The organism is Thermaurantiacus tibetensis (assembly GCF_015354055.1).
Taxonomy (GTDB): domain Bacteria; phylum Pseudomonadota; class Alphaproteobacteria; order Sphingomonadales; family Sphingomonadaceae; genus Thermaurantiacus; species Thermaurantiacus tibetensis.
On the sequence record NZ_JACHTM010000003.1, the window covers coordinates 77,004 to 102,967 of the forward strand.

General features: G+C 70.6%; 21 protein-coding genes and 2 pseudogenes. 9 read left to right on the top strand and 14 right to left on the bottom strand.

The window, feature by feature from the left end:
• The first annotated feature begins 37 nt into the window (after nucleotides 1-37).
• From H3H34_RS09000 to H3H34_RS09010, 3 genes are read left to right on the top strand one after another with little or no spacing between them, the layout of a single operon-like run.
• A complete protein-coding gene (locus H3H34_RS09000; protein WP_328831714.1) occupies nucleotides 38-2,503 on the top strand; it encodes a cyclic nucleotide-binding domain-containing protein in 2,466 nt (821 codons plus the stop codon).
• A gap of 19 nt (nucleotides 2,504-2,522) precedes the next feature.
• Nucleotides 2,523-3,389 carry a hypothetical protein gene (locus tag H3H34_RS09005; protein WP_328831716.1) on the top strand — a complete coding sequence of 289 codons (867 nt, stop codon included), beginning with the start codon at nucleotides 2,523-2,525 and terminating at the stop codon, nucleotides 3,387-3,389.
• A gap of 2 nt (nucleotides 3,390-3,391) precedes the next feature.
• Nucleotides 3,392-5,191, top strand: coding sequence for a cytochrome c3 family protein (locus H3H34_RS09010; protein ID WP_194744963.1), 1,800 nt, complete (start codon nucleotides 3,392-3,394; stop codon nucleotides 5,189-5,191).
• 87 nt (nucleotides 5,192-5,278) lie between these two features.
• Here H3H34_RS09010 and H3H34_RS09015 read toward each other — a convergent pair whose 3' ends face one another.
• Entirely contained in the window at nucleotides 5,279-7,387 is a 2,109-nt protein-coding gene (locus H3H34_RS09015) for a TonB-dependent receptor plug domain-containing protein (protein WP_194744964.1), read from the bottom strand.
• A gap of 71 nt (nucleotides 7,388-7,458) precedes the next feature.
• On the opposite strand from H3H34_RS09015, the gene H3H34_RS09020 reads away from it, so the two are divergent.
• The gene (locus H3H34_RS09020; protein WP_194744965.1) at nucleotides 7,459-7,977 is read left to right on the top strand and encodes a hypothetical protein; all 519 of its coding nucleotides are present in this window, start codon (nucleotides 7,459-7,461) and stop codon (nucleotides 7,975-7,977) included.
• A gap of 7 nt (nucleotides 7,978-7,984) precedes the next feature.
• Here the strand turns inward: H3H34_RS09020 and H3H34_RS09025 are convergent, their stop codons facing one another.
• The 5 genes from H3H34_RS09025 to H3H34_RS09045 are packed head-to-tail and all read right to left on the bottom strand — an operon-like array spanning nucleotide 7,985 to nucleotide 14,642.
• Nucleotides 7,985-9,178: a CaiB/BaiF CoA transferase family protein gene (locus H3H34_RS09025; protein ID WP_194744966.1), complete on the bottom strand. Its 1,194-nt coding sequence runs from the start codon at nucleotides 9,176-9,178 to the stop codon at nucleotides 7,985-7,987.
• Nucleotides 9,179-9,182: 4 nt separating this feature from the next.
• Nucleotides 9,183-11,060: a hydantoinase B/oxoprolinase family protein gene (locus tag H3H34_RS09030; protein ID WP_194744967.1), complete on the bottom strand. Its 1,878-nt coding sequence runs from the start codon at nucleotides 11,058-11,060 to the stop codon at nucleotides 9,183-9,185.
• A 2-nt stretch (nucleotides 11,061-11,062) separates the two neighbouring features.
• Nucleotides 11,063-11,605, bottom strand: coding sequence for an SRPBCC family protein (locus H3H34_RS09035; protein ID WP_194744968.1), 543 nt, complete (start codon nucleotides 11,603-11,605; stop codon nucleotides 11,063-11,065).
• Nucleotides 11,605-13,641, bottom strand: coding sequence for a hydantoinase/oxoprolinase family protein (locus tag H3H34_RS09040; RefSeq protein WP_194744969.1), 2,037 nt, complete (start codon nucleotides 13,639-13,641; stop codon nucleotides 11,605-11,607). The genes H3H34_RS09035 and H3H34_RS09040 overlap by 1 nt, the downstream gene beginning before the upstream one ends.
• Nucleotides 13,638-14,642, bottom strand: a complete 1,005-nt coding sequence (locus H3H34_RS09045; RefSeq protein ID WP_194744970.1) for a hydroxymethylglutaryl-CoA lyase — start codon at nucleotides 14,640-14,642, stop codon at nucleotides 13,638-13,640. The genes H3H34_RS09040 and H3H34_RS09045 overlap by 4 nt, the downstream gene beginning before the upstream one ends.
• Before the next feature lie 115 nt (nucleotides 14,643-14,757).
• Here H3H34_RS09045 and H3H34_RS09050 point away from each other — a divergent pair, with 115 nt between their 5' ends.
• On the top strand, nucleotides 14,758-15,432 hold the full coding sequence (locus tag H3H34_RS09050; protein ID WP_194744971.1) for an isochorismatase family protein: 675 nt from the start codon (nucleotides 14,758-14,760) through the stop codon (nucleotides 15,430-15,432).
• Here the strand turns inward: H3H34_RS09050 and H3H34_RS09055 are convergent.
• A complete protein-coding gene (locus H3H34_RS09055) occupies nucleotides 15,384-16,040 on the bottom strand; it encodes a GntR family transcriptional regulator (RefSeq protein ID WP_194744972.1) in 657 nt (218 codons plus the stop codon). The genes H3H34_RS09050 and H3H34_RS09055 overlap by 49 nt on opposite strands.
• A 100-nt stretch (nucleotides 16,041-16,140) precedes the next feature.
• Between H3H34_RS09055 and H3H34_RS09060 the strand changes: the two genes are divergently transcribed.
• The 4 genes from H3H34_RS09060 to H3H34_RS09075 are packed head-to-tail and all read left to right on the top strand — an operon-like array spanning nucleotide 16,141 to nucleotide 20,257.
• Nucleotides 16,141-16,893, top strand: coding sequence for an aspartate/glutamate racemase family protein (locus H3H34_RS09060; protein WP_194744973.1), 753 nt, complete (start codon nucleotides 16,141-16,143; stop codon nucleotides 16,891-16,893).
• Nucleotides 16,890-17,321, top strand: coding sequence for a nuclear transport factor 2 family protein (locus H3H34_RS09065; RefSeq protein WP_194744974.1), 432 nt, complete (start codon nucleotides 16,890-16,892; stop codon nucleotides 17,319-17,321). Before H3H34_RS09060 ends, H3H34_RS09065 begins: the two co-directional genes overlap by 4 nt.
• Nucleotides 17,321-17,719: a nuclear transport factor 2 family protein gene (locus H3H34_RS09070; protein ID WP_194744975.1), complete on the top strand. Its 399-nt coding sequence runs from the start codon at nucleotides 17,321-17,323 to the stop codon at nucleotides 17,717-17,719. Before H3H34_RS09065 ends, H3H34_RS09070 begins: the two co-directional genes overlap by 1 nt.
• Before the next feature lie 36 nt (nucleotides 17,720-17,755).
• Nucleotides 17,756-20,257 (top strand): TonB-dependent receptor, encoded by a 2,502-nt coding sequence (locus H3H34_RS09075; RefSeq protein ID WP_235945645.1) that lies wholly within the window; start codon nucleotides 17,756-17,758, stop codon nucleotides 20,255-20,257.
• 123 nt (nucleotides 20,258-20,380) lie between these two features.
• Here H3H34_RS09075 and H3H34_RS09080 read toward each other — a convergent pair whose 3' ends face one another.
• The 7 genes and pseudogenes from H3H34_RS09080 to H3H34_RS09105 all read right to left on the bottom strand — a co-directional run bounded on the left by H3H34_RS09080 (nucleotide 20,381) and on the right by H3H34_RS09105 (nucleotide 25,905).
• Complete coding sequence (locus H3H34_RS09080; protein WP_194744976.1) at nucleotides 20,381-21,241, bottom strand: 3-hydroxyacyl-CoA dehydrogenase NAD-binding domain-containing protein; 861 nt, start codon at nucleotides 21,239-21,241, stop codon at nucleotides 20,381-20,383.
• Nucleotides 21,242-21,304: 63 nt separating this feature from the next.
• A complete protein-coding gene (locus tag H3H34_RS09085; RefSeq protein WP_194744977.1) occupies nucleotides 21,305-21,628 on the bottom strand; it encodes an HPF/RaiA family ribosome-associated protein in 324 nt (107 codons plus the stop codon).
• Between the two features lie 80 nt (nucleotides 21,629-21,708).
• Nucleotides 21,709-21,810: pseudogene (locus tag H3H34_RS14165) on the bottom strand (PEPxxWA-CTERM sorting domain-containing protein); the annotation flags it as partial.
• A 171-nt stretch (nucleotides 21,811-21,981) separates the two neighbouring features.
• Nucleotides 21,982-23,385 (bottom strand): annotated as a pseudogene (locus tag H3H34_RS13645) (esterase-like activity of phytase family protein); the annotation flags it as partial.
• Nucleotides 23,283-24,077 carry a S1/P1 nuclease gene (locus H3H34_RS09095; RefSeq protein ID WP_194744979.1) on the bottom strand — a complete coding sequence of 265 codons (795 nt, stop codon included), beginning with the start codon at nucleotides 24,075-24,077 and terminating at the stop codon, nucleotides 23,283-23,285. The gene H3H34_RS09095 and the pseudogene H3H34_RS13645, both read right to left, overlap by 103 nt.
• Nucleotides 24,078-24,214: 137 nt before the next feature.
• Complete coding sequence (locus H3H34_RS09100) at nucleotides 24,215-25,159, bottom strand: electron transfer flavoprotein subunit alpha/FixB family protein (RefSeq protein ID WP_194744980.1); 945 nt, start codon at nucleotides 25,157-25,159, stop codon at nucleotides 24,215-24,217.
• A complete protein-coding gene (locus tag H3H34_RS09105; RefSeq protein WP_194751899.1) occupies nucleotides 25,156-25,905 on the bottom strand; it encodes an electron transfer flavoprotein subunit beta/FixA family protein in 750 nt (249 codons plus the stop codon). The genes H3H34_RS09100 and H3H34_RS09105 overlap by 4 nt, the downstream gene beginning before the upstream one ends.
• Nucleotides 25,906-25,964: the final 59 nt, after the last annotated feature.

The following is a 25,964-nucleotide window of genomic DNA, read 5'->3' on the forward strand; positions in this document are numbered from 1 at the left end:
TAGGCTTCCGCCGGACGCGACCGGAACGGGAGCCGTTGTGGAGCCAAGCGAAGAGCTGCTGGACGTGGCCATCGTCGGCTCGGGCCCGGCCGGCCTTGCTGCAGCCGCCCGCGCGGCGCGGCGCGGCATGCGCCATCTCCTCCTCGAGAAGACCGACCATCTCGCCGACACCATCTTCCGCTACCAGAAGGGCAAGCACGTGATGGCGACTCCGCCGCAGCTCCTGCTGCGCTGCGATCTCGCCTTCGAGGCTGGCGCGCGCGAGACGGTCCTCGCCCGCTGGGCAGAGGACGCCGCCGCGGCCGGAATTGCCGTGCGCCACCACGCCGAGGTGACGGAGATCTCCGGCACGCGGGGGGATTTCACGCTGGGACTCGCCGACGGCACGCGCATCCGCGCCGCCCATGTGGTGCTTGCCATCGGCACCCAGGGCAACCCCAACCTGCTGAAGATCCCCGGCGTCGGCGCGCCCGGCGCGCCGGTGGTCCAGTACACGCTCGACGACCCCGCCGCCTTCGTCGACGAGCACATCGTCGTGGTTGGCTCAGGCGATGCCGGGATCGAGAATGCGCTCGGCCTCGCCGCCGACCCGGCGCAGGGCAACCATGTCACCCTCCTCAACCGCTCGGCCGACTTCGCCAAGGCCAAGGACGCCAACGTCAAGGCGCTGATGGCAGCGCGAGACGCTGGCCGGATCGCGGTGCTGACCGAGACGGCGCCCAACCGGCTGGAGGCGGGCCACATGGTCGTCGACACGCGCGACGGCGAGGCACGCCTGCGCTGCGACCGGGTGATCGCCCGGCTTGGCTCGGCGCCGCCCCGGGCCTTCGTCGAAAAGGCCGGGGTCGCCTTCACCTCTGCCGCGCGCGAGGCCTTTCCGCTGCTCTCCCCCCAGTTCGAGACGAGCGTGCCCGGCCTCCACGTCATCGGCGCGCTCGCCGGCTACCCGCTCATCAAGCACTGCCTGAACCAGGGCCATGATGTCATCGAGTTCATCGCCGGGAATACCGACCTCCGGCCGGCCGACGAGCCGATCCTCGAGCGGGTGTTCGCCGGCCTCCAGCCGGCACGCCCGGTCGACGACTGGATCGCCTTCCTGCGCGCGCGGGTCTCGATCTTCCGCCCGGTCTCGCCGCTGCAGATGCGCGAGCTGCTGCTCGATGCGACCGTCCGCCGATACGCGGCCGGCGAGGTGGTGTTCGTGAAGAACGACGTGGGCGCCTCGCTCTTCGCCATCGCCGAAGGCGCAGTCGAGGTCGAGATCGACCCGGGACCGCCACGCCGCACGGCGACCATCGGCGAAGGCTCGATCGTCGGCGAGGTCGGCCTCATCTCGGGCCGGCGGCGCGGCGCGACGGTGCGCGCGGCAACCCCCGCCATCCTCGTCGAGCTTCCGCGCACGGCGGCGCTCCGCCTCATCGGCACCGTGCCCGACGCGGGGGCGGAAGTGGACCGGATCACCACCACGCGGCTTCTGCTGCAGATCTTCCAGTCCGGGCTCGTCGCCGAGGATCTCGCGCCCATCCTCGAGACCGCCCGGACGGTCACTGCCCGCGCAGGCGAGGCCATCGTCACGGAGGGCGAGACCGGCGACGACATGTTCGTGATCCGCCGCGGCTCCTGCACGGTCGAGAAGCGCATTGGCGGCCGGCCGGTCTTCCTCCGCTACCTTCCGGCCGGCTCCTACTTCGGCGAGATGGCGGTGCTCGACGGCACCCCCCGCACGGCAACGGTGCGCGCGGCAATCCGCTCCGAGCTCATCCGGCTCGACGGCGCCGCCTTCCGGAGGCTGTTCGAGGCCCGGCCGGAACTCCGCGCCCGCACGCTTGCCGAGATGGCCGCGCGCCGGGCCCTCAACGCCTTCATCGAGGAGCGCAAGGACCGGTTCGGCAGCGCGGTCGACCTCTACAGCGAGACGGCGGCCTTCCTCGTCGAGAACGGCCTCGGCGAGGCGACCGACGCGCTCCTCATCGACGAGCGGCTGTGCGTCGGCTGCGACAACTGCGAGAAGGCCTGCGCCGACAGCCACGACGGCCTCTCCCGCCTCGATCGCGAGGCCGGCCGCACCTTCGCCTATCTCCATGTCCCCACCTCCTGCCGCCACTGCGAGCACCCGCACTGCATGACCGACTGCCCGCCGGATGCCATCCGCCGCGGGCCCGACGGCGAGGTCTCGATCAACGACAGCTGCATCGGCTGCGGCAACTGCGTGCGCCACTGCCCCTATGGCGTCATCCGGATGGACTCGCCGCCGCCCCGGAAGCCCGGGCTCCTGTCCTGGCTGCTGCTCGGCCGCGGCCCGGGCCCCGGCGAGCCGCCGAAGGCGTGGGCGAAGGCCGAGCGGGCCCGGCTCAGGACCGAGGCGCCGCCCAAGAAGGCGGTGAAGTGCGACATGTGCGCCGGCAAGGCCGGCGGGCCGGCCTGCGTGCGCGCCTGCCCGACGGGCGCTGCGATCCGCGTCTCGCCCGAGACCTTCCTCGCGCTGGCAGGGCGGCGGGACTGAGGATCGGGGAGATGGAGCCGTGAACGCCCCCGCGCGCCCGAGCGCCCCTTCCACGACCGCACGGCGCGCGCCACAGGCCATCCACGAAGGCTTCCTCGCCCATCGCCGCTACCGCTGGGCGTGGATCGCCGCGCTGCTGGCCGGCAGCAGCGTCCTCCTCTATGCGCTCGACGATCCCTGGCCCCGGCCGAACGGCGGCACCGCGCTCGGCTATGCGCTGGGCACGCTCTCGGCCGGGCTCATCGTCTGGCTCTCGCTGCTGGGCATCCGCAAGCGGCGTTTCACCGACGGGCCTTGGTCGCTCAAGGCCTGGGTGTCGGCGCATGTCTGGCTCGGCCTCGCCCTTGCCATCATCGCCACGCTCCACGCCGGCTTCCAGTTCGGCTGGAACGTCCACACGCTCGCCTGGGCGCTCATGATGGGCGTCATCCTCTCCGGAGTCTGGGGCGTCGTCCTCTACCAGCGCCTGCCGCGGCAGCTCTCTGACAACCGGGCCACGGCCAGCGAGCGCGCCATGGCCGCAGCGCTGGCCGAAAGCGACCGCGCGCTCGAGGCCGCCGCGCGCCCGCTCGGGGACCGCGAGGCCGCCCTCGTCCGGGACGCGCTGGCGACACCCGCGGTCGGCCGAAGCCTCGGTTCACGGCTCGCCGGGCGCGTCCCGCGCTGCGGCACCGCGGCCGCGCTCCGCGCCCTTCCCGAAGGCGACCCGGAGCTTGCGCCGCTTCGCGACCTTCTCGCCGCGCGCTCCGTGCTTCTCGCGCGCATCCGCACCAACGCGCGCCTCAAGACCTGGCTCCAGGTCTGGCTGCTCGTCCACGTGCCGCTCACGGTCGCGCTGCTCGCCGCGCTCCTCGCCCACATCGTCTCGGTCTTCTTCTACTGGTGAGCATGCCGCCCCCGCCCGCCCGCTTCCGCCTCCGCCAGGTCAGCCAGCGCCTCGCCGGCGGCGAGATCGTTCGCGAGCGGGACCTCGGGCCGGGGCCCGTCACCATCGGCCGGGCGACCGACTGCGACATCGAGATCCCCGATCTCGCCGTCGCACTCCGCCACCTCATGCTGGCCGCGGGCGCCGGCGGCGAGGTGGTGCTGAGCCCCGAGGCACCCGTCCTCGTCGATGGCCATCCGGCCTCGCCCGGCCCGCTGCCGCTCGCCGAGCCCCGGACCATCGCGCTCGGCAGCTACCGGCTCACCATCGCGCGCGATGCCGCCGAGGCTGGCGCCATCCTCCTCACCCTCGAGCAGGCCCCGGTCGACCGCGCGCTGCCCGACAGGCTCACGCCGCCCGTCGCCGGGCGGCGCACGGCGGCCTGGGTCCTCGGCCTCGTGGTGCTGCTTGCCTTCCTCGCCTGGCCGATCGCCGGCTTCCTCGCCCGCCCGCTGCCGCCAACGGCTGCCACGGCGCGGGCGCTGGCCGCCGAGCCGCACTTCGCGCGCGCGGGTCCGAGGTCCGACCGGGCCTGGCTCTCCGGGCCGATGAGCTCGGCCCACGCGCGGCTGGTGGCCGACTGCAAGGCCTGTCACCAGGCCCCCTTCGAAAGCGTGACCGACTCCACCTGCCGCAGCTGCCACGAAGACGCCCACGACCACGCGCGGCCCGACCGCCTCCTCGCCGTCCTGGCCGAGCCCCCCGGGCCGGTGGCCGCGGCGCGCGCCATGGCCGGCCTGCCGCCCGGGCGCTGCACCGTCTGCCACACCGAGCACGAGGGCCCGAAGCTCCTTTCCAACCCCGAGACCAGCGGCTGCGCCGGCTGCCACCGGGACCTCTCCCACCGCCTTTCCGACACGCCCCTCCGCGATGCCGGCGACTGGCGGGAAGACCACCCCGAGTTCCGCCCGTTCGTGGTCGCTGGCTTCGAAGGCCCCAGGCCGCTCCTCCGGCAGGTCCCGCTCGACCGCCGGCCCGAGGACCGCAACGGCCTCCGCTTCAGCCATGCCCAGCATCTCTCGGCCGCGAACGCGGTTGCCCGCATGGCCCAGCGCCTTCAGGCCTATGGCAGGCCGCTCGGCTGCGCCGACTGCCACCGGCCCGAGAAGACCGGCCCGGGCTTCCTGCCGGTGGCGATGGAGCGGGACTGCGGTGCCTGCCACAGCCTCGCGGTTGCCGACGCCTCGGGCCGGATCGTCGAGCTGCCGCACGGCAAGCCGGCCGAGGTGGTGGCAACCCTCGCTGGTCTCGGGCCGCCCGTGGCCCCGCGTCCCACGGTCGCCGGCGCAGCCCGGGCGCTTCCGGGGGCCGGGCCCGCGAGCCCCGGCCTCGCGCCTGCGGCGGACCTTCGGGCGGCCGCCCCCTTCCTGCCCGGCGGAGTGTGCCGGGATTGCCACGAGGTGCAGCGCGACTCCGCGCAGGGCCGCCTCACCTTCGCAATCGCCCCGGTCCACCTCATCGGGCGCTTCTACCAGCGCAGCCAGTTTCCCCACGGCCAGCACAAGACGGTGCGCTGTGCCACCTGCCACGCGGCAGGCACGAGCGAGCAGGCCGAGGACCTGCTGCTGCCGGCCATCGCCACCTGCCGCCAGTGCCACGGCAATGCGGACTGGGCGGCGCGGCACCCGGAGACGAAGGCCTCGGGCGCCTGCGCGACCTGCCACTGGTTCCACCCCGATGCCCGCGCGCCGGGTCCCGACGCACGGGGGATCGTCCGCACGGCGCGCGGCGCGGTTGCGGATGCCGGTCGGCGCGCGGGGTAGCCGCACGGCGACCGCTGGCGCGAGGTGCCGCGCCGGGCGGAAGACGCAGCGGCGGGCGCCTGCCGCCGCCGCGCATGTTGCCTGCCGTCAGTAGACCGCCCGAACCGACAGGCGGACGTTCCGTCCCTGCTCCGGAAAGCCGAACGCGAGCTGGTAGTTGGCATCGGCGAGGTTGTTCGCAGCGGCCGCCACCTCGAGCCCCGGCCGGGGCCGCCAGGCGAGGCGGAGGTTCAGGAGCGCGTGGCTGCCATCGCGAATCCAGCGGTTGCCGGCAGTGTTGACCAGCCAGCGGTCTCCGGCGAGTTCGAGGCTGGGGAGGAGGAACAGGGCGGGGAGCGGCTCCCATTCGGCCCAGAGGAAGGCCGAGATGTCGGGGACGCCCGTGGGTCGCCACGCCGGATTGTTCGGATCGGCGATGTCGCGCTTCACGAAGGTGAGGCTGGCACCGGTCCTGAGGCGTGACGTCAGCTCGGCCGACAGCGCCCCTTCCGCACCCCAGTAGCTGCCCCGGCCGACGTTCCGGCTCTGGCTCACCGGCTGCGGCTCGCAGCCGAGGGTCGGAACTGGCGGCGGCACGGTGGAGGCGGTGCAGGGATAGAAGAGGGCGGGAACGGAGAAGATCGCATCGCGCACGTCCGCCACGAACAGGGCGCCCTCGGCCCGCCAGCGCGCCGCCTCGCGGGCCCCGGAGAGTTCCACCTGGGTGGCGCGCTCCGCGCCGAGGTCGGGGTTGGAGGTGGCGCCGCCGAAGCGCGACGAGAAGCGCTCGAAGAGGGTCGGGAAGCGGGCCCGCGAGGAGACGGCGAGCGCAACGCGGCTCGCCGGGTCGGGCCGCCAGTCGAGCTTCCCCTGCGCGTTCCAGGCCTGGCCGTTGGCAGTCGGGTAGGCGAAGACGCGTGCCGGGCCACCGCCCGGCGGCGTTCCATAGTCCTCCGCCCGGTGGAGGTCGCGCCAGTCGAAGCTGCCGCCGACCGCAAGGAAGAGGACGGGGGAGACGGCGAAGCGCCATTCGCCGGCCGCGCTCCAGGTCGTCTCGCGCGAGGTCTGCGGCGGCTCGATGACGCGCGACGGGAAGACCTGCTGATATTCGACGTGCTCGTCCTCGCGCACATGAAGCGCGAGGCCAAGGGCATGATGCGGCGCGAGATCGGCGTCGAAACGCACGAAGCCGCCGACCGCCTCGTCCTCGTACCAGCTGTTGAAGGCGCGTGGCAGGGTCTGGGTCGTCTGGCTGCGGCTGTCGAAGGCGCGGAGCAGGTTGTCGAAGCGCGAGCGGTAGGCCTGGGCGCGCAGCCTTGCCGAGTCCCCCAAGGGAAGCGCGGCGAACAGGGCGATGGTCTCGACATTCCATTCCGGCCAGGCCCAGAAGCGCTGGACCGGCAGCGGGAATGTCGTCTCGAGCGGGGCGTTCTTCGACCCTTCCTGGCGGGTGTAGCTGACGGCGATCTCGCCGCCCTCGATCGGGGCAAAGCCGATCCGGGCGTTGACCCGCCAGTCGCGCGCGTCGGAGAAGTCGCGGCGGCCGGCGGCCTGGTTGGGCGTAGGGGTGAAGCCCTTCGCGAGCGTGAAGAAGTCGCGGTCGTTGCGGGCGCCCGAGACCTGCGCATGCCAGCGGCCCAGGCGCGTGCCCGCGTAGCCGAAGAGGTCGTGGCCTGAGAGATCTCCCCGGCGGTCGAGGGAAAGCCCGGCGCGCCCTTCGAGATCAAGCCGGTCGCCGGGCGTGCGGGTGACGAGGTTGACGGCGCCACCCATGGCCCCGGGACCGTCGAGGACCGACACATGGCCCTTCGCGACCTGCACCTCGGCGATGTCGCCGGTCACGAAGCGCCCGAAGTCGAGGCGGTTGTCCGCCGGCAGATAGACTCGGATGCCGTCGATCGAGAGGGGCACCTGGAGCCGGTCGAAGCCGCGCACGAAGATGAGCCGCTCGTTCCTCGAGCCGCCGCTGTTGGAGGCCGTCGCGCCGGGAACGAGCTTCAGCGCCTCGTCAAGGGTGAGGCGCTCGAAGGCGAGGATGGCCTCGGCCGAAAGGCTGCTCCCGGAAATGTCGATGCCAGGCTGGCGGGTTCCCGAGACCGTGATGGTGCCGAGCTCGAAGGGACGCGGAGAGGCCGCAGCCGGCGGGCTCGCAGGGGCCGACTGGACCGCGGCCGGGGCGGCGAGAAGAAGTGCAAGGGCGATGGAATTCCTGGGCACGGGGCTTTGCTGCGGCACGAGTCCTGTATAGCAGGGTATACAGGTCTCTTGGTTCAAGGAAAGGCCCACCCGTGAACATGCCGATGCGTCTCTCCCTTGCCCTTGCGCTGGTCGCCGCGCCGGCCGCAGCGCAGATGGCAGCCCCCGCCTGCAAGGAAGTTTCCAACGCCAACCTGCCGGCCGATCTCGCCGCCTGGGCAGGCGAGGCCGTGGCCGTGGCGGCGGCGCAGTCGGGCGCGGGGACCCCGGTTCCGATAGGGGCGCCAGTCGCGGTCACGCTCCATCCGTCCGGGGACGTCACGCTCCGTCAGCCGCCCGAGCAGGAGCGAAAGCCCGCGAACCCGCACGCCGGGCTTCTCGCGGTGGAGGTGCCCGAGGCCGGAACCTGGCGGCTGTCCGCCTCGACCGGGCTCTGGGTCGACGTCATCAGCCCGAACGGCCTCGTGAAGTCCACCGCCTTTGGGGCACTCGCGCCCTGCACCAGCATCCGCAAGGTGGTGGAGTTCCCGCTCGGCCCCGGGCGCCACACGCTCCAGCTTTCGGGCAACCCGGGGCCGGAGACGCGGCTGATGCTGAGCCGCAAGCCCTGAGCGGCGGCTAGATCACGCCCTGTTCGGCAAGCGCGGCCTGCTCGGCCTCCGAGAGGCCGAGCGCGCCAAACACCTCGGCATTGTGCTCGCCCACACGCTGCGGCGCGAGGCTGCGCACGCCGCCTGGCGTCTTCGAGAACTTCGGGAAGCTGTTCTGCATGGTGATGGTGCCCCAGCGCGGGTGGGGAAGCTCGATGAGCGCTTCGCGGGCCTCAAAGTGCGGGTCCTCGAGCATGTCGGGGGCGCGGTAGATCCGGCCGGCGGGGACGCCTGCCTCGACCATCTTCGTCTCCAGCTCGGCGACCGTCAGCGTCCGCGTCCACTCGGCAATCAGGTCGTCGAGCTCCTTCTGGTGGCGGCCGCGCGCGATATGGGTGGCATAGCGCGGGTCGTCCTTGAGCTCGGGGCGGCCCATGGCGGCGCACAGGCGCGCGAACACCGTGTCCTGGTTGGCGCCGATCAGGAATTCGCCATCGGCGCACGGGTAGACGTTGGAGGGGGCGACGCCTGGCAGCACCGAGCCCGATCGTTCCCTCAAGTAGCCGGAGACGGTATATTCGGGCACGAGGCTCTCCATCACCTGCAGCACCGCCTCGTAGAGCGCGCTGTCGATGATCTGGCCCTCGCCGGTAAGGTCGCGGTGCCGGAGTGCAGCAAGCGCCCCCATGCAGCCGTAGGTGGCGGCAAGCGAATCGCCGATGGAGACGCCCATGCGCGCCGGCGGCCGGTCAGGGTCTCCGACGATCGCGCGCCAGCCGCCCATGGCCTCGCCGATGCCGCCGAAGCCGGCGCGCTCGGCATACGGGCCCGTCTGCCCGTAGCCTGACACGCGCACGACGATGAGCGAGGGCTTCTCGGCGAGAAGGTCGGCTGGCGCCAGGTTCCAGCCCTCGAGGGTTCCGGGGCGGAAATTCTCGATGAGGATGTCGGCGCCCATGATGAGGCGCCGCGCGAGCGCCTGGCCTTCGGGCACCCGCAGGTTGAGCGAGACCGATTTCTTGTTGCGGGCGACGATTTCCCACCAGAGGGGATATTCGCCGCGGCCCCAGTCACGCATCGGGTCGCCCTTGCCGGGCGGCTCGATCTTGATGACGTCGGCGCCCATGTCGCCGAGGAGCTGGCCGCAGAAAGGGCCTGCAATCAGCTGGCCCATCTCGACGACCTTGAGGCCCGCAAGCGGACCAGACCCTGCTTGCCCCATGTCGTTACTCCGCAGCCTGCCTCAGGTGGTGCCACACGGGCGGCTTCGGCGGGGGCAGGCCAGTCTCGGCCTCGCACCGGGCGCGCAGCTCCTCGATGGTGCCGCCGAAGTCGAAGAGCGCGTTGCTGGTGGCCTTCGCCCGCATCTCGGCGCGGAGCGCCTCGGTTGCGGCCATGTCGAGCCGGCCCTCGCCGTCGCAGACGACCCCGTAGCGCCGCGCGCCCTCGGGAGTCACGAGGCCCTGCCGCACCTCCTTGGCCACGAGCGCCGGGTCGCGCTCGAGCGGGTCGCCCCAGCCGCCGCCGCCCCAGGTGATGAAGTGGAGCACATCGCCCTCCTCCACCCTGAGGCTGTCGATCTTGTTGGGGACGACCTTCGTCGTGCCGTCGGCCTTCTCGAGGATCTTGCGCGCCCGCGCACCCGGCTTCCCGCCATTCACCCCCCAGGGGTAGGTGAACCAGCGGTCGTCGTGGATGGAGACGGTGCCGGGCTCGAGGAAGCGATAGCTCATCTTGATGCCGTTGCCGCCGCGGAACTTGCCCGGGCCGCCGCTGTCGGCGAGCGCCTCGTAGCGCTCGATCCGGAGCGGGAAGTAGCGCTCGAGGAACTCGTTGGGGACATTGGTGAAGCCCGGCCAGAGCGAGTGGCCGTCGGGCCCGTCGCCGAAGGGCTTGCCCGGAATGCCGCCGAAGCCGATCTGGAAGAGCTGGAACCACTCGCCCTTGCGGTCGCGGCCCGAGTACATGAGGTGGGGCGAGGAGGAGAAGCCGGCCGCGCACAGGAACTCGGGCGTGCGCTGGCCGAGAAGGCCGCCCAGGATGTCGAAGATTCGGCCCAGCGCATGGGTACGGCCCGAGAGTGCGGCGGGATAGCGGGGCTTGAGCAGCGAACCTTCCGGGATGCGCACCTCGATGAGGTCATAGAAGCCGTCGTTGAACATGATCGCCGGGTCGAAGACCATGATCATGTAGATGCCGAAGAACATCTTGAACATGTTCTCGTTGAGATAAAAGTTGATCGAGGCCTCGGACTGCGGGTCGGTGCCGTCGAAGTCGAGGATGACCTTCGAGCCCTCGCGCCACATCGCGCAGCGGATGCGGTAGGGCCCGTAGCCGACCCCGTCGTCGCAGACATAGTCCTCGAAGGTGACGCGATCGGTCGACACCGAGCTTTCGATGAGCGCCTTCATCGCGCGATAGTTGCGCTGGAGGAGCGCCTCGGTCGCCGAGACATAGACGTCGTCGCCGAAGCGGTCGCACATCTCCTGCACGCGGCGGGCAGCCACCCGGCACGAGGCAATGAGGGCGTTGAGGTCGGCCGCGCACCAGTCGGGCTTGCGCGTCTGGTGCATGACGAGCTTGATGAGCTCGTGGTTGTAGACGCCGCGCGCGTAGAGCTTGACCGGCGGAATGCGCACCCCCTCCTCGAAGATGGAGCTGGCATCGATCGGCATCGAGCCGGCGACCTTACCGCCGATGTCGGACTGGTGGCCGAACATCGCCGTCCACGCCACCAGCCGGCCGGAGCGGAAGACGGGGAGGAGCACCAGCCAGTCGTTCGAATGGGAGATCGCGCCCTCGCAGCTGTAGGGGTCGGACAGGAAGATCATGTCCCCGTCCTCGATGTCGCCGTCGTAAGCCTTGAGGAAGCCGTCGATGAAGCTTCCGAACTGGCCGACGATCATGCGCCCCTTGTGGTCGGCAATGAGCGGGAAGGCGTCGCCCTGCTCGCGAATCCCCGGCGACATGGCGGTCCGCGTCAGCGTCGCGTCCATCTCGATCCGGGCGTTGCGCAGCGCGTTCTCGATGATGTCGAGGGTCACAGGGTCGATGTTGACGGCCGCGAAGGGCTTGGGGTTGGTCTCGACGATGCGGGCGGGCATGGTCAGGGCTCCTTCTGCGCAGGCTCGGCGGATGGGGGCGGCGGGGTGTGGGCAAGAAGCCGGGCGAAGGCTTCGGGGAAGAGGGCATTGACAGGCGCGGCGAGGCTGTCGAGCTTCGCGGAGGCAGGCCCGCCCACCCGGCAGGTGAGGGTCAGGCGCGTGCCCTGCCCTTCGGGCGCAAGCGCGAACTCGAGGACGCCGGCGACGGACAGCGCCTGGAGCGCACCGAAGGCGGCGTGCCTGCGCAGGAGCTTGGGCGGCATGGCGAGCACCACCTCGCCGTGGCTGGCCCAGCCGCCGTCCCATTCCTCCTCGAGCTCACCGTCGGCCTCGGCCCCGAAAGAAAGATTCGCCGCCTTGCCGGAGAAGGTCTGGGCGTCCGGCCACCAGCCGCTCCAGTCGGCGAGCGCCGCCCAGGCCTCCGCGGGCGGCCTCGGCGAGAGGCCGGAGAAGCGCAGGGTGAAGCCGTCGGGCGCGGACGCCACCACTTCGGCCGCAGCCTGCGCGGGTGCGGCGAGCAGGGCAGCGAGGAGAAGCGCGCGCATCATGCGGGCCGGATGAGGATGTTGCCGAAGGGGTCGACGGTGGCGAGATGGCCGGTGTGGACGAGGGTGGTCGAGTCCATCTCGCAGATGATGGCGGGTCCGGGCACCCGGTCCCCGGCGCGCAGGCGCGCGCGGTCGTAGATTGCCGCCTGCTGCGCCCTGCCGTCCATCCACAGCTCGTGGTCGCGCAGCTTGGCGGCAGACGGGTCGCCGTTGCCTTCCGCAATCCGCTCGGCCGTCACGTTCGCGGCCTTGCCGAGTGCGACCACGCGGATGTTCACGAGCTCCTGCGGCACGGGCAGGTTGAAGGTGAAGAGCCGGAGGTGTTCGGCATCGAACCGGGCGGCAAGCTCGGCGATCGAACCGCCCCGGGCGAAGGGCAGCGGGACCTCGAAGGCCTGGCCCGCGTAGCGGACATCCACCTCGACCGCGAGCTCGATCTCGGCAGGGGCCACGCCTTCGGCCGCAAGCTCCGCCGTCACCTCCTTCGCGATGGTGTCGATGACGGCCTCGACCTCCGCCTCGTTCGTCTGCGTCACCAGCCGGTTGAAGCTCCGCTGGGCATCGACGCGCAGCCGCGTGGTGGCGTCACCATAAGCGCAGAGGATGCCCGGCGACGGCGGGATGATGACCGGCCAGGAGCCCATGAGAATGCCCATGGCATTGCCGTGGAGCGGCCCGGCGCCGCCGAAGGCCATGAGGGCGAAGTCACGCGGGTCATAGCCCTGCTGCACCGAGACCAGCCGGAGCGCCCCGAACATGGTCTCGTTCACGATCGAGATGATGCCGGCAGCGGCGTCCATGAGGCCGAGACCGAGCGCATCGGCAATGGTCTGGACCGCCCGGCGCGCCGCCTCGCGGTCGAGCCGGAAGCTGCCGCCGAGCAGGTTCTCGGGCAGGTAGCCGAGGACAACGTTGGCGTCCGTCACCGTCGGAAGCTCGCCGCCGCGGCCGTAGGCGGCAGGGCCGGGCACGGCGCCGGCCGACTGCGGCCCAACGCGAAGCGCCTTGGTGAGCTCGGGCACGCTCGCGATCGAGCCGCCGCCTGCCCCCACCGTCTTCACGTCGAGCGACGAGGCTCGCACCGTCAGATGGCCCACGCTCGTCTCGCGCCGCAGCCGCGGGGCATAGTTCTCGATGAGCGCGACGTCGGTCGAGGTGCCACCCATGTCGAGGGTGAGAACGTTCGGAAAGCCGGCGTTCTTCGCCACGAAGACGGCACCGGCGACGCCACCTGCAGGCCCCGACATGAGGAGGTTGACCGGCGCCTCGGCGCTCTTCTCGGCCGTCATGAGGCCGCCGTCGGAGCGGAGCAGGTGGAGCTTGGCAGAGGTGCCCCAGGCCTTCAGCTCGCGGTCGAGGTTGCCGACGTAGCGGGCAACGGTCGGCCGCACGGCCGAGTTGGCGACCGTCGTCAGCGCCCGCTCATACTCCTGCATTTCGGGCAGGATGTCGGAGGAAAGGCTCACCGGCACGCCCGGAAGCTCCTCGGCGAGAATAGCGCCGACGCGCTTCTCGTGCGCAGGGTTCACATACGCGTTGATGAGGCAGACGGTCACCGCCTCCACCTTCTCCTCGCGCAGCCGCTCACAGGCCCGCCGGAGTGCCGCTTCGTCGAGCGGGCGCACCACCGAGCCGTCGGCGGCGATGCGTTCGGGCACCTCGATGGTGGCCTCGAGCGGGGCCATCGGCTCGGGCTTGGGCCAGACGATCCAGGCGGCAAGCCCGCCGGGCACCAGGCTGCGCGCGATCTGGAGGATGTGGCGATAGCCCTCGGTCACGACGAGCCCCACGCGCGCGATCTTGGCCTCGAGCACGGCATTCGTCGCCACCGTCGTGCCGTGGAGGAAGAGCGAGAGGGACTCCGGCGACACGCCGGCCTTCTCGCAGACGGCCCGGGCGCCGGCGATCACGGCGCGCGACGGGTCGTCGGGCGTGGAGGGCACCTTCTCCCGCCAGGTTTCGCCGCTCTCCTCGTCGATGACGAGAAGGTCGGTGAAGGTGCCGCCGACATCCACCCCCAGACGATAGCTCATGCTGCTTGCCTCTCCGCCACCACGAAATCCCCGGCGCGACCCACCCGGCTCGGGAGCGCCCGGCCCATGACGCCCGCGAACCAGCGGTTCGCCTCCAGCGCGGCCTCGAGCCGCAGGCCGGTTGCAACGCCCGAGCGTTCGAAGAGGTAGACCAGCTCTTCGGTTGCGACGTTGCCGGTGGCCTTGGGTGCGAACGGGCAGCCGCCAAGACCGCCCAGCGCCGAGTCGAACACCCTGACGCCCGCTTCGTACGCCGCCCAGGCGTTGGCGGGGGCCAGGCCGCGCGTGTCATGAAGATGGATCCGCACCGGGACATGGCCGACCGCCTCGCGGACGCGGGCGACAAGGTCGGTGACCTGGGCGGGCACCGCCACGCCGATGGTGTCGGCGAGTGCAATCTCCTCCGCCCCCGCCTCGGCCATGGCTTCTGCCAGCGCGACCACCCGCTCAGGGGGCACCGCGCCCTCGAACGGGCAGCCGAAGGCCGCCGAGATGGTCACCTGCGCGAACAGGCCGCCGGCCTTCGCTGCCTTCAGCATCGCGCGGTTGGCGGCGATGCCGTCGGCCACCGTCTGGCCCTGGTTGCGGATTCCGAAGGCGTCGGTCGCCACTAGCACGCAGCCGGCCTCGTCAAGCCCGCCGTTCGGAAGCTCGCGCGTGGCGAGCGCGCGCTCGACGCCGCGCGGGTTCAGGCACAGCCCGATGGCGGAATAGCCACGGGCAGGCCTGGGAGGGAGGGCGGCAATCACGTGTTCCGCATCGGCCATCTGCGGCACGCGGCGCGGGTTGACGAAGCTTGCCACCTCGATCCGGGTGGCGCCGAACCCGGCCAGCCGGGCGATGAGCGCCACCTTGTCGGCGGTGCCCACCATTTCCTTCTCGTTCTGGAGGCCGTCGCGCGGCGCCACTTCGACGATGGTGACCGACGGCTTTCCCGCCACCCCCTCGCCGGCCCTGTTGCCTGCCCCGTCGCCCACCGAACGGCCCACTGCCGGATCCATGCGCGCCTCCACTCGGCGAGACGGAACCACCCCCTCGCGTCCGCCTTCTGTATACAAAACCTCTGCGCCTGCCTATACCTCCGGCCGGCGAGACCGCAAGCGGAAAGGACGCGCGATGGCGAAGGACGATGTGAGCGACGTGGCAGCCGACTATCGCGCCGCCGGGTTCGGCGGCACCCTGCCCTGGGGCACGAAGCCCGCCCTCCTCCTGGTCGACTTCGCTGCCGCCTACTATGTCCGCAGCTCCCCGCTCTATGCTGGCGTCGAGGACGCCCGCGCCGCCGCCGCGGAGCTGGCGGATGCCGCGCGCGCCGCAGGCGTTCCGGTCATCTTCACCCGCGTCGAATATGTGCCGGGCGACCCGGCCAGGAACGGCGGGCTCTTCTACCGGAAGATCGCAGCGCTGTCCTGCTTCGATGCCGGGAACCCGCTCGGCGACTTCACGCCCGAGCTCGCGCCGCAAGCGGGCGATATCGTGGTCACCAAACAGTATCCGAGCGCCTTCTTCGGCACCAGCCTTGCCGACATGCTGCGCAGCAAGGGCATCGACACGCTGGTCATCACGGGGCTCTCGACGTCCGGCTGCGTGCGCGCCTCGGCCGTCGACGCGCTCTGCCACGGCTTCGTGCCGCTCGTCGTCCGCGACGCCTGCGGCGACCGGGACCGCGCGATCCACGAGGCCAACCTGTTCGACCTTGCCGCCAAGACCGCCGACGTGATCGGGCTCGCCGACGCGCTGGCCTATGTGGCGCGGGCCGGATCGCTTCCGGAGGCGTCCACGAAGGCGTGATAGGCCCGGCGAATGTGGCCGGTCATCACGGCCCGCGCCCATTCCGGGTCGTGCGCGGCGAGCGCCCGCACCAGCTCGGCGTGCTCGGCAGCCGATCGCTCGAGCGCGTCGCGTCCGTAACGCTGGGCGGTGCGCCGAACGACCGGCTGCTCCACGAGAAGCGAGAGGATTGCGGGCAGGCGCGGCGAGGCGGCGGCTGCCAGGATCCGGGCATGGAAGGCGCGGTTCGCCTCGAGGAAGGCCTGGATGTCGGCGCTCGGCCGCGCGATGGCCGCCTCGAGCCTCGCGTTGATCGCCCGCAACTCCTCGAGCGCTTCGGCGTCGATCCGCGTCGCAGCGCGCGCTGCGGCATGCGCTTCGACCATGCTTCGCAGCGCGAACAGCTCCTCCACGTCTTCCGCCCGCCAGTCGGCAACCTGCATGCCGCTGCCGTTGCGCACCACGTAAAGCTCGCCCTCGAGCCGGCGCAGCGCGTCGCGCACGGGCGTGCGGGAGACACCGCAGCGGGCAGCCAGCTCCTCCTCCTTGAGCCGCGTGCCCGGCGGTGCCTGGCCCGAGAGGATGAGCCCGCGGATCTCGGCATAGGCGATGTCGGCCGCGCGCGACATGGGCTGCCCTTTCCTTCCTCCCCTGTCAAAACCGTTGGGTGACGGCCATCCTGAGCCTCTCTGTATACAGAAACGGTCGCCGTTGCCAGCCGGGGAGCCCATGTCCGAGACCCGCAGGATCAAGGTCATCGTGCCGATCCCGATGGACGCCACCGGCGTTGCGGCCCGGGCAGCCCAGCTTCCGGCACATCTCGTCTCTCCCGGTTACGCCCCCGAGTTCGTGGCCGTCCCCTGGGGCGCGGCGCTCGGGGACAGCTACCACGACATGCTCCTCATGGACTGGACGGTGTTCCAGGCCGGGATCGACGCCGAGCGGGAAGGCTATTCCGGCGTGCTCATCGACACCGTGTCGGACAGCGGTCTGCGCGCGCTGCGGTCGGCGCTTTCCATCCCCGTCGTCGGGCCCGGCGAGGCGGCGTTCGCAACCGCGATGATGCTCGGCAAGCGGTTCACCATCCTCACCATGTGGCCGCAGTGGTTCCCGCTCTACGAGAAGACGCTCACCGAATATGGCTGGTGGGACCGGGTGGCCTCGCTCCGCTCGATCGACACCCGGCCCGACGTGACCGAGCTGCTCGCGGGCAAGGAAGAGGTGATCTTCGCGAAGCTCAAGGCCGAAGCGGAAGCTGCCATCGCCGAGGACGGGGCCGACGTCATCGTCCTCGGCTCCACCACGATGCACCAGTCGGCCGCCTATCTTGCAGCCGAGCTGCCGGTTCCCGTCATCAATCCCGGGCAGGTGGCGTGGAAGCATCTCGAGCTTTTGCTGTCGCTCGGCCTTTCGCACTCGAAGCGGGCGTTCCCGGCCCCGGAAGTGGAACGGCGCGAGCAGATCCGGAGGGCCCTGCCATGACGTGGACCGAGGGCGGAGCGGGCCAGCGCCCCCTCCCCTACCCCTTTTACGTGGACATCGTGACGAAGCGCTACTTCGACGGTGTCGACAACAAGAACCTCGAGCAGGTGCTCGACTGCTTCACCGAGGATGCGGTGCTGACCGAGGTGACCTCGAACACGGTGCATGCAGGGCGCGACACGGCCATCCGCGCGATGTTCCAGAAGCTCTTCGCCGACTTCGAGTCCATCTGGCACGGCAACTTCGTGCACGTGGCGGACCCTGCGAGCAATGCGATCTGCTCGCAGTTCACCGTGCTCATCACGCCGAACGGCGGCAGCGAGCTGCGGTACGAGAATGCCAACCGCTTCTACCTGAAGGACCGGCTGTTCCACCGCGTCTACGTCTACATGAGCGGCGACAACCTGCTGAAGCCGGGAGACGCCTGATGCAGTATCCCTGCTTCCTCGACCGCGCCGGCCTCGTCGATCTTGCCATCCACCGCTATTTTGCTGCCGTCGACCGGAAGGATCTCGCAGCAACGCTGGCCTGCTTCCACGAAGAGGCGCTCTTCACCATCCAGACGAGCTTCACGACCCACGCCGGCAAGGCGGCCATCGAGCGGATGTTCGTGGACTTCTTCGGCGCGTGGGAGACCATCGTCCACAAGGATTTCGTGACGACGGTCGATGCCGCGCACGGCCGCATCGCGGCCAGCTTCGAGGCGGTGCTGACCGCGGCCGACGGCTCGGTCACCCGGCTTTTCAACACCAACTTCTGGCGGATCAGGGGCGAGCGCTTCCAGGAGGTCCATGTCTACATGAGCGGCGCGAACGTCCTCGTCTGAGAAGGCCGGGCGCTGCCAAGCGAAGGGGTGAAGACGATGCGTGCCATGCTGCTTCTCGGCGCCGCCCTTGCGGCCTTCCCCGCGACCGAAGGCCGGGCGCAGACCGCTGCCGGAGCCGCGGAGGGCGCCGGAGAGGAGATCATCGTCACGGCGCGCCGGCGCGACGAGCGGCTGGCCGACGTGCCGGCCTCGGTGACCGTGCTCACCGCCGATACCATCCGCACCACGGGCATCCAGACGGCGGATGCCTTCGTGCAGCTGACCCCTGGCGTGACCATCGTCACCGGTACCGCCGAGGCGGGCGACACGCAGATCAACATCCGCGGCATCAACGGCGCGCGCGACGCGGAGAGCTCGGTTGCCCTCGTCGTCGACGGCATCCTCAAGACCAACGTGGCGCAGCTCAACCAGCGCCAGGGCACGCTCCGGCAGATCGAGGTGCTCAAAGGGCCGCAGGGCGCCTACTACGGCCGCAACGCCGCGGCAGGGGCGATCGTGATGTCGACGGTGAAGCCCGGCGACACCCTCGAGGCCGGAGGTCGCGCGCTCTACGCCAACAACCGTACCTTCGAGGCGGATGCCTTCGTCGCCGCCCCGCTCAACGACCGCGTGGGGGCGGTGCTGTCGGCCTGGTACCGCACGACCGACGGCTGGTGGACCAACCGCTTCCTCGGCTCGAAGACCATCGATGACCAGGAGGTCTTCGCAATCGACGGCCGCTTCGTCATCGAGGCGGGCGATGCCACCGAGATCGACATGAAGGGCCGCTTCTCAACCCTGCGCGGCGCCTCGATCGCCTTCAACGCCGCCTTCCACCTGCCGAACTTCGCTGGCGCGAACCCGGCCTTCTTCGAGGACGTGAACGCGCACCGGTTCGACTTCTACTCGAACATCCGGCCCACCAACGCGCAGGACACGTTCGAGTTCTCCGGCAAGATCGACCATGACTTCGGGCCGGTCCGGCTGACCGCCTGGGCGCTCTACTCGAACGTGAAGCAGAATCTGGTCGCCGACGGCACGTCCGCGGACTTCGCCCGCTATATCTCGGCCGTGAACCCGGCGGTCGCGTCGACCGTCAACGCCTGCTTCGCCTCGACGGCGGCGTTGACTGGCTATCCTCTCAACCCGCCGGCCTTCATCGGCCAGATCCCGGTGCCCTTCATCTTCGCCCCCGCGAACGGCTCGACGTTCGGCCCCTACTCGCCGACCACCTGCGACGGCACGCAGTACCAGAAGCGCGACCAGGAAGACGTGAGCGCCGAAATCCGGCTGGTCTCGAACACCGATGGTCCGCTCTCCTGGCAGGCGGGCTTCTACTTCCTTCACATCGACCGGACGGTCGCGATCAACCTGGCCGGCGACACGGGCAATGGCGTCATCCGCCAGATCTACAACCCGCCGACCTCGACCAACCCCACCTCCCAGCTTCTGGCCGACAACTTCCGGACCAACGTCTACGCAGTCTTCGGGGCGGTCGACTGGGACGTGACCAGCCGCTTCACGGCCGGGGCGGCACTCCGCTACGACATCGAGAAGCGCCGGGCGATCCCGCTCGTCCCGAACGTGACTGACCCCTTCACGGGCGGCCCCATCAACCCGGGCCAGGCGTTCGGACCGCTGGTCGAGAAGTCCGATGACTGGTCGCAGGTGCAGCCCAAGGTCACGCTCAGCTTCCGGCCGACGCCTGCCACCAACATCTACGCCAACTGGGGAATCGGCTTCAAGTCGGGCGGGTTCAACAACCAGGGCTCGGCGACAATCGTCCAGCAGAACTTCGTCGACTTCATCGGAGCGCAGGTGCGCATTCGCGACGATTACGACAAGGAGACCTCGAACGCGGTCGAAGCCGGCGTCAAGGGCACGCTCTTCGACGGACGCCTCTCCTATGACGTCGCCGGCTACTTCACGAGCGTGAAGGACATGCAGTTCTTCGAGTTCTTCGTGGGCGGGTTCGGCCTGCTCCGCGTCGTCTCGAATATCGACAAGGTCCACATCTGGGGCGGCGAGTTCAACCTTTCGGCTCAGGTGCGCGACGGCTGGACGGTGTTCGGCGCAGCCAACATCCTCGGCAGCGAGATCCGCGCGAACAGCTCGCGGCCCGACACGGTCGGCAACAAGTCCCCCTACACCGCCGACTACACGGTGAACGTGGGCACGCAGGTTCGCCAGCCCCTCGGTTTTGGCGGGCTCTCCGGCCTGCTCCGGTTCGACTGGCGGCTTACCGGCCCCACCTGGTTCCACACGGTGCAGGCGCAGGAGAAGCCCACGCTCTTCTCGGGCCTCCTGCCCGGCTCGGCGCTTGGTCTCCCGGCCTTCGTCGGCAACGCCAACTACAGCATCGCCCGCCGCGACGCCTTCGGCATCTTCAACCTGCGCGCCGGGATCGAGACCGGCCGCTGGAGCCTCGTCGGCTTCGCCGAGAACCTGACCGACCGGCGCTTCGTTGCCGAGGTCATTCCCGCGGTCGAGTTCGGCGGCTCGTTCATCTCGCCGGGCGCGCGGCGGCTGGTGGGGGTTGAGGGAACGATCCGTTTCTGAGGGCGCGCTGTCCGTCTGGCGCGCCCTCCGCTCGCCCCCAACGGAGTGTCGCCGATCGCCTTGCCGGGCCGGTCGTGGGTGCGGCTTCCGTGGCCGTCGTCGGCGATGCAGGCCCGCCAGTCCCTAGCGGGTCGGGACCGGCCGCTCGCCCGAATAGTCGTAGAAGCCGCGGCCCGACTTCCGGCCAAACCAGCCGGCCTCGACATATTTGGTGAGAAGCGGTGCCGGGCGATATTTGGGATCGCCCGTGGCCTTCAGCATCACGAGCATGATGGCGTGCAGCGTGTCGAGGCCGACGAAGTCGGCAAGGGTCAGCGGGCCCATCGGGTGGTTGGCGCCGAGTCTGAGGCCGGCATCGATGTCCTCGACCGATCCGACCCCTTCGCCGAGCGCGAAGATCGCCTCGTTCATCATCGGGCACAGCACCCGGTTGACGATGAAGGAGGGGGAGTCGGCCGAGACGATCGCGGTCTTGCCGAGGCCCTCGACGAAGCTGCGGGCGGTGGCTTGCGTGTCCTCGGAGGTGGCAAGCCCGGGGATGATCTCGACCAGCTTCATGACCGGGACGGGATTGAAGAAGTGGAGGCCGATGAAGCGGTCGGGCCGGTCGGTCGCGGCGGCCAGCCAGGTGATCGAGATCGACGAGGTGTTGGTGGCAAGCACGGCGTGGGGGGCGAGCGCGAGGCCGGAGAAGATCTTCCGCTTCAGCTCCTCATTCTCGGTCGCCGCCTCGATCACGAGATCGGCTTCGGCAAGCGGCGCGGTGTCTCCTGCCGGGGTAATGCGGGCGAGCAGCGCCGCGGCCGCCGCCGGATCAAGGCTGCCCTTCGCCACCTGGCGGTCGAGCGCCTTCCCGATCCCCGCCCTGCCCGCCTCGGCGCGCTCGAGGGCAATGTCGGTCAGCGTGACCTGGTGCCCGGCCGCCGCGGCGACCTGGGCGATCCCCGACCCCATGATCCCCGCACCGATGACCCCGACCTTCATGCCCCTGCCTTTCGTCGTGCCGGCGCCCTGCTAGCCAGCCGCCCGGAGGTGGGCAAGCCGGGCTCAGTGACCCTTGCGGCTGGTGATTCGGCCCTGCTCGCGAGCGAAGGCAACGAGCAGCTTCTCGGCAGCACCCACCGCGGCGAGATCGACCGTCGGGGCGTCGTGGCTGACGACGATGGGGTCGCGACCCTTCGGGCGCGCCTCGAGGCGGGCGCGCTTGCCGGCCGCGTCGCGGGCGCGGCCGTCGGGGTCGGAGAGATGCAGCTCGACGCGCGTGAGCGCCGGGGCAATCCGCTCGAGCTTCTCGCGAACCGCCGCCTCGATCCGGGCGCGCACGTCATCGTCCCCGGTGATCTGGTTCGACGTGTAAAACAGGAACTCCATGCCGTCTCCCTTTCCGGGAACCGGATGGCGAGAGGACGCTGAACCGGTGCCGAACGCCGCGCTGGGGAGAGCGGGGACGATCAGGCGGCGCGAGCCGGCCTGCGCCGCCGCGCCGCCAGACCGACGAGGCCGAAACCGGCGACGAGCATCGCCCAGGTTCCGGGTTCGGGGATGCCGGCTGCGACCAGCGACTGGCCCGAGGCGCGGAAGACGTAGGCGAAGCTCGGCAGCAGGGCGAGGCCGGACGGGCAGGCGGCGCCGAGCGCGACCTGCACGGCGGTCGAGCCCGCAAGGTTGGTGCAGACGTCGAACTGCGTGCCACCGCCGGTCTGGGTGACCGAGAAGTCGTTGTCGGTCACGACGACGAAGGAGAGGCCGCCGTCGATCCAGGGACCGAAGGCGATGCCTTCCATCTTCTCGCCGACCGGCACGCCGGCGCGCTCGAGCTCGGCCTGGATGTCGAGCCAGAGCGTCTTCGTCGCCGGGATGACCCCGGGCGGGAGCGCGTTGGAGCCGGCGAGGCTGATGGTCGAGACGTCGGTCGCGCCGGCAAAGTCGACGAGCCAGACGCGCTTCGAGCCCACGGGGAGCAGCCCTTCGAGCACCGGGTCCACGCCCAGGCCGCGGTTGTCGCGCTCGAGCACCAGGAACTTGCCGTTGGGCAGCGCCATGATGCCCGACAGCCCGATGTTCCGCCCCTGCGAGGTGGCCGGGAAATCGTCCGCCGTGCCGGGGATGCGAGCGTTGATGTCGGCAAGCGCCTCGAGCTGGTAGATGTACTGGGCGACGGGCTTGCCGCTGGCGATGTCGTAGACCACCACGCGGACGTTGCGGCTGCGCCGGCCTTCCCGGCCGCCCGGGCCGCCTTCCTCCATCAGCGGGTCCTGGAGGACGGCGATGGCCTGCTTGCCATCGCGCGAGAGGGTGAGGCCTTCGAAGCCGCGATTGTCCTGCCGGCCGGTCTCCACCCGCTCGCCCGCGGGCGCGCCGCGGCCGTCGACGAAGTTCAGCGTGCCGTCCGCCCGCCGCGGCAGGAGGTTCGATGGCGTCTCGAAGGCGCGAAGGAACACGCCGTTCGCGTCGAATTCGTAGAGGGAGGGGCCATATTCGTCGGCAACGAGGAAATGCCCGTTCGGCAGCACGACCAGCCCCTCGGGATCGTGGCTGAGGCCGAGCACCGACTTGTCGCCGTTGAGAAGGAGAGGATTGAGCCCATCGAACGGCCGGCCGTCGGGGTGGGTGAAGGTGACGGTCTTCAGGAGCGAGAAGCCGGTGACCGAGCCGTCGGGCTGGATGTCGAGGGTGAACTGGTGCACCCGCGGCTGGAAGCTGATGACGCCGCCGCCGGGCCCACGGTCGGTGTTGCCCCAGAAGGTGCCGGACGCCCGGTCGTAGAAGAGGTCGGAGCCGAAGGAGAGGCGGTTGCCGGCGAACGCCGGGCTGATGCCCGACAGGTCAGTGGCGCCACCTGGCACGGCCCACATGCCGGTGAAGGTGACGGACGCGAGCGCCGGTGCCGAGGCCAGCAGCGCGACGGATGCGAGAACGGTACGAATCATGGAATGCCCTCCTGTGCCCCGTTCATGCGCGGGCAAGGTTACCGGACAGTTTCCATGGGGTGACAGGAGCGTGACAGGCTGGAGCCCGGGCGCGTTCAGGGCGCGTCGAACAGCCGGTTGAGCCAGGCGGCCAGCCGCAGGCCCCCCTTGGCGAGCTGGGCATCGAGCGTTTCGCGCTGCGCGAACACATAGTCCCATGCGAGGTCGGGACGGTCGGGGTAGAGGCCGGCGCGGATGGCGACCGCGTCATCCACCCACTGCTCCGGGTCGGGGCTGGACCAGGCGCGGAGCTGTTCCGGTGTCAGCCGCCGGTGGAGCCGGGCGGCCCACTCGCTGAACGACAGCCGCTCGTGGTCGATGAGGTCGCTGTCCCACACGGCGTGAAGGTTGGTCTCGCGGCCGAAGAAGCGGACCTTGACGTCGTTGCCGCCGCGGTCGCCGGGGCGGCCCACGTGCAGCGGCTGGGCGAGATCGCCGACGATGTGGATGGCAAAGCGCAGCGCGAGCGCCTTGTCGGAAGGGCTCGCGGCCGGGTCACGGATGGTGCGGGCGAAGCGGTCGAGCGCGGTGACTGCGTCCCCTTCGGCCGGCGCCGGCTGGTCGCGCCAGCGGCGGCCGTCGGGCACCGTCACATAGTGCCAGGGGCTGGCGGTGACCCGCCAGAAGAGGCCGGGGGCCGAGCGCATGTGGTCGGGCCAGGTGGAGGCTTCCTCGAGGCTCTCGGTGCCGAGGATCTCCATGACGCCCGCCCGGGCCCTGGGCGAGAGATAGTGCTCGGCGAGCGCGCCGGTGATGCGGTGGCCGGTGGGACCCCAGGCGGCCGCGGGCACGGCGGAGGCGCCGAGAATGGCCAGCGCCACCAACCGGACTACGGCCGCGAGACGACGCACCCGCTTGCCCTCCCCGCTCGCCCTGCTCGCTCGCCGTTCCCCTGCGGGAAGCGCGGCGCGCCCTGCTTCCGCTCCGCCCGCTCCGCTCGCGCCCGCCCGCGCCCGCCCGCGCGCCCGGCCGCGTGCCCGGCCGGCGCCTAGAGCTTGGCGGTCAGCTCGGGCACCACCTGGAACAGGTCGCCCACGAGGCCGAAGTCGGCCACCTGGAAAATGGGGGCTTCCTCGTCCTTGTTGATGGCGACGATGATCTTGGAGTCCTTCATGCCGGCGAGGTGCTGGATGGCCCCCGAGATTCCGACCGCCACGTAGAGCTCGGGCGCAACGATCTTGCCCGTCTGACCCACCTGATAGTCGTTCGGCACATAGCCGGCATCGACGGCCGCGCGCGAGGCGCCGACGGCGGCGCCGAGCTTGTCGGCCAGCGGCTCGATGGTCGTGTGGAAGGCCTCGCTCGAGCCCAGCGCCCGGCCGCCCGAGACGATGATCTTGGCGGAGGTGAGCTCCGGCCGTTCGGAAGCGGTGAGTTCCGCGCCCCGGAAGACGGCGAGGCCGGAGTCGCCGGGGCCGGAGACCGTCTCGATCGCGGCCGAGCCCCCGGTCATGGCCGCCTTGGGAAAGGCGGTGCCGCGCACGGTGATGACCTTCTTCGCGTCCTTCGTGCGGACGGTCGCGATCGCGTTGCCCGCATAGATGGGTCGGGTGAAGGTGTCGGCGCCCTCGACCGAGAGGATGTCGGAGACCTGCGCGACGTCGAGCATGGCGGCCACCCGGGGCGCCACGTTCTTGCCGCGCGAGGTCGCAGGCGCGACAAAGGCGTCGTAGCCCGCCATCAGGCTGGCCACGAGCGGTGCGACATTCTCGGGCAGCGCGTGGCCATAGGCCGGGTCGTCGGCGCACAGCACCTTGGCCACGCCTTCGACCTTCGCTGCGGCTTCCGCAACCGCGCGGCAGCCTTCGCCCGCCACGAGAAGGTGGACCTCGCCCCCGGCGTGCCCGGCAAGCTGGCGCGCCGCCGTCACGGCCGCAAGGGTCGCGTCCTTGAGCTGCGCATTGTCGTGTTCGGCGAGGACGAGGATGCTCATGCGATCGCTCCGGCTTCCTTCAGCTTGGTCACGAGTTCGTCGACGGTCTTCACCTTGATGCCCGCGCTGCGCCTGGGCGGCTCCGTCACCTTCAGCACCTCGAGCCGCGGCGCGAGATCGACGCCATAGTCGGCAGGCGTCTTCATCGCGATCGGCTTCGACTTCGCCTTCATGATGTTGGGAAGCGAGGCGTAGCGCGGCTCGTTGAGGCGTAGGTCGGTGGTGATGACGGCAGGCAGCTTCAGCTCCACCGTCTCCAGGCCGCCGTCCACCTCGCGCGTGACGGTGACATGCCCGTCACCGGGCTCGACCTTCGAGGCGAAGGTGCCCTGCGGCCAGCCGAGCAGGGCGGCCAGCATCTGCCCCGTCTGGTTCGCGTCATCGTCGATCGCCTGCTTGCCGAGGATGACAAGGCCCGGCTGCTCTTCCGCCGCGATCTTCGCCAGCACCTTGGCAACCCCGAGGCTCTCGGTCGGAACATCGGTCACGACGAGGATGCCGCGATCCGCCCCCATGGCGAGCGCGGTGCGGATCGTCTCCTGGCACTGCTGCACCCCGATCGAGACGACGACGATCTCGCTCGCCACGCCCTTTTCCTTCAGGCGCACCGCCTCCTCGACGGCGATCTCGTCGAACGGGTTCATGCTCATCTTGACGTTGGCGAGTTCGACCCCGCTCTGGTCGGACTTCACCCGCACCTTCACATTGTAGTCCACCACCCGCTTGACGGGCACGAGGATCTTCATGGGCTGGCTCCCTGCGCGCGTGTTCCGTGCCCGCGTCCCATGCGGAAAGGGGGCGGGCC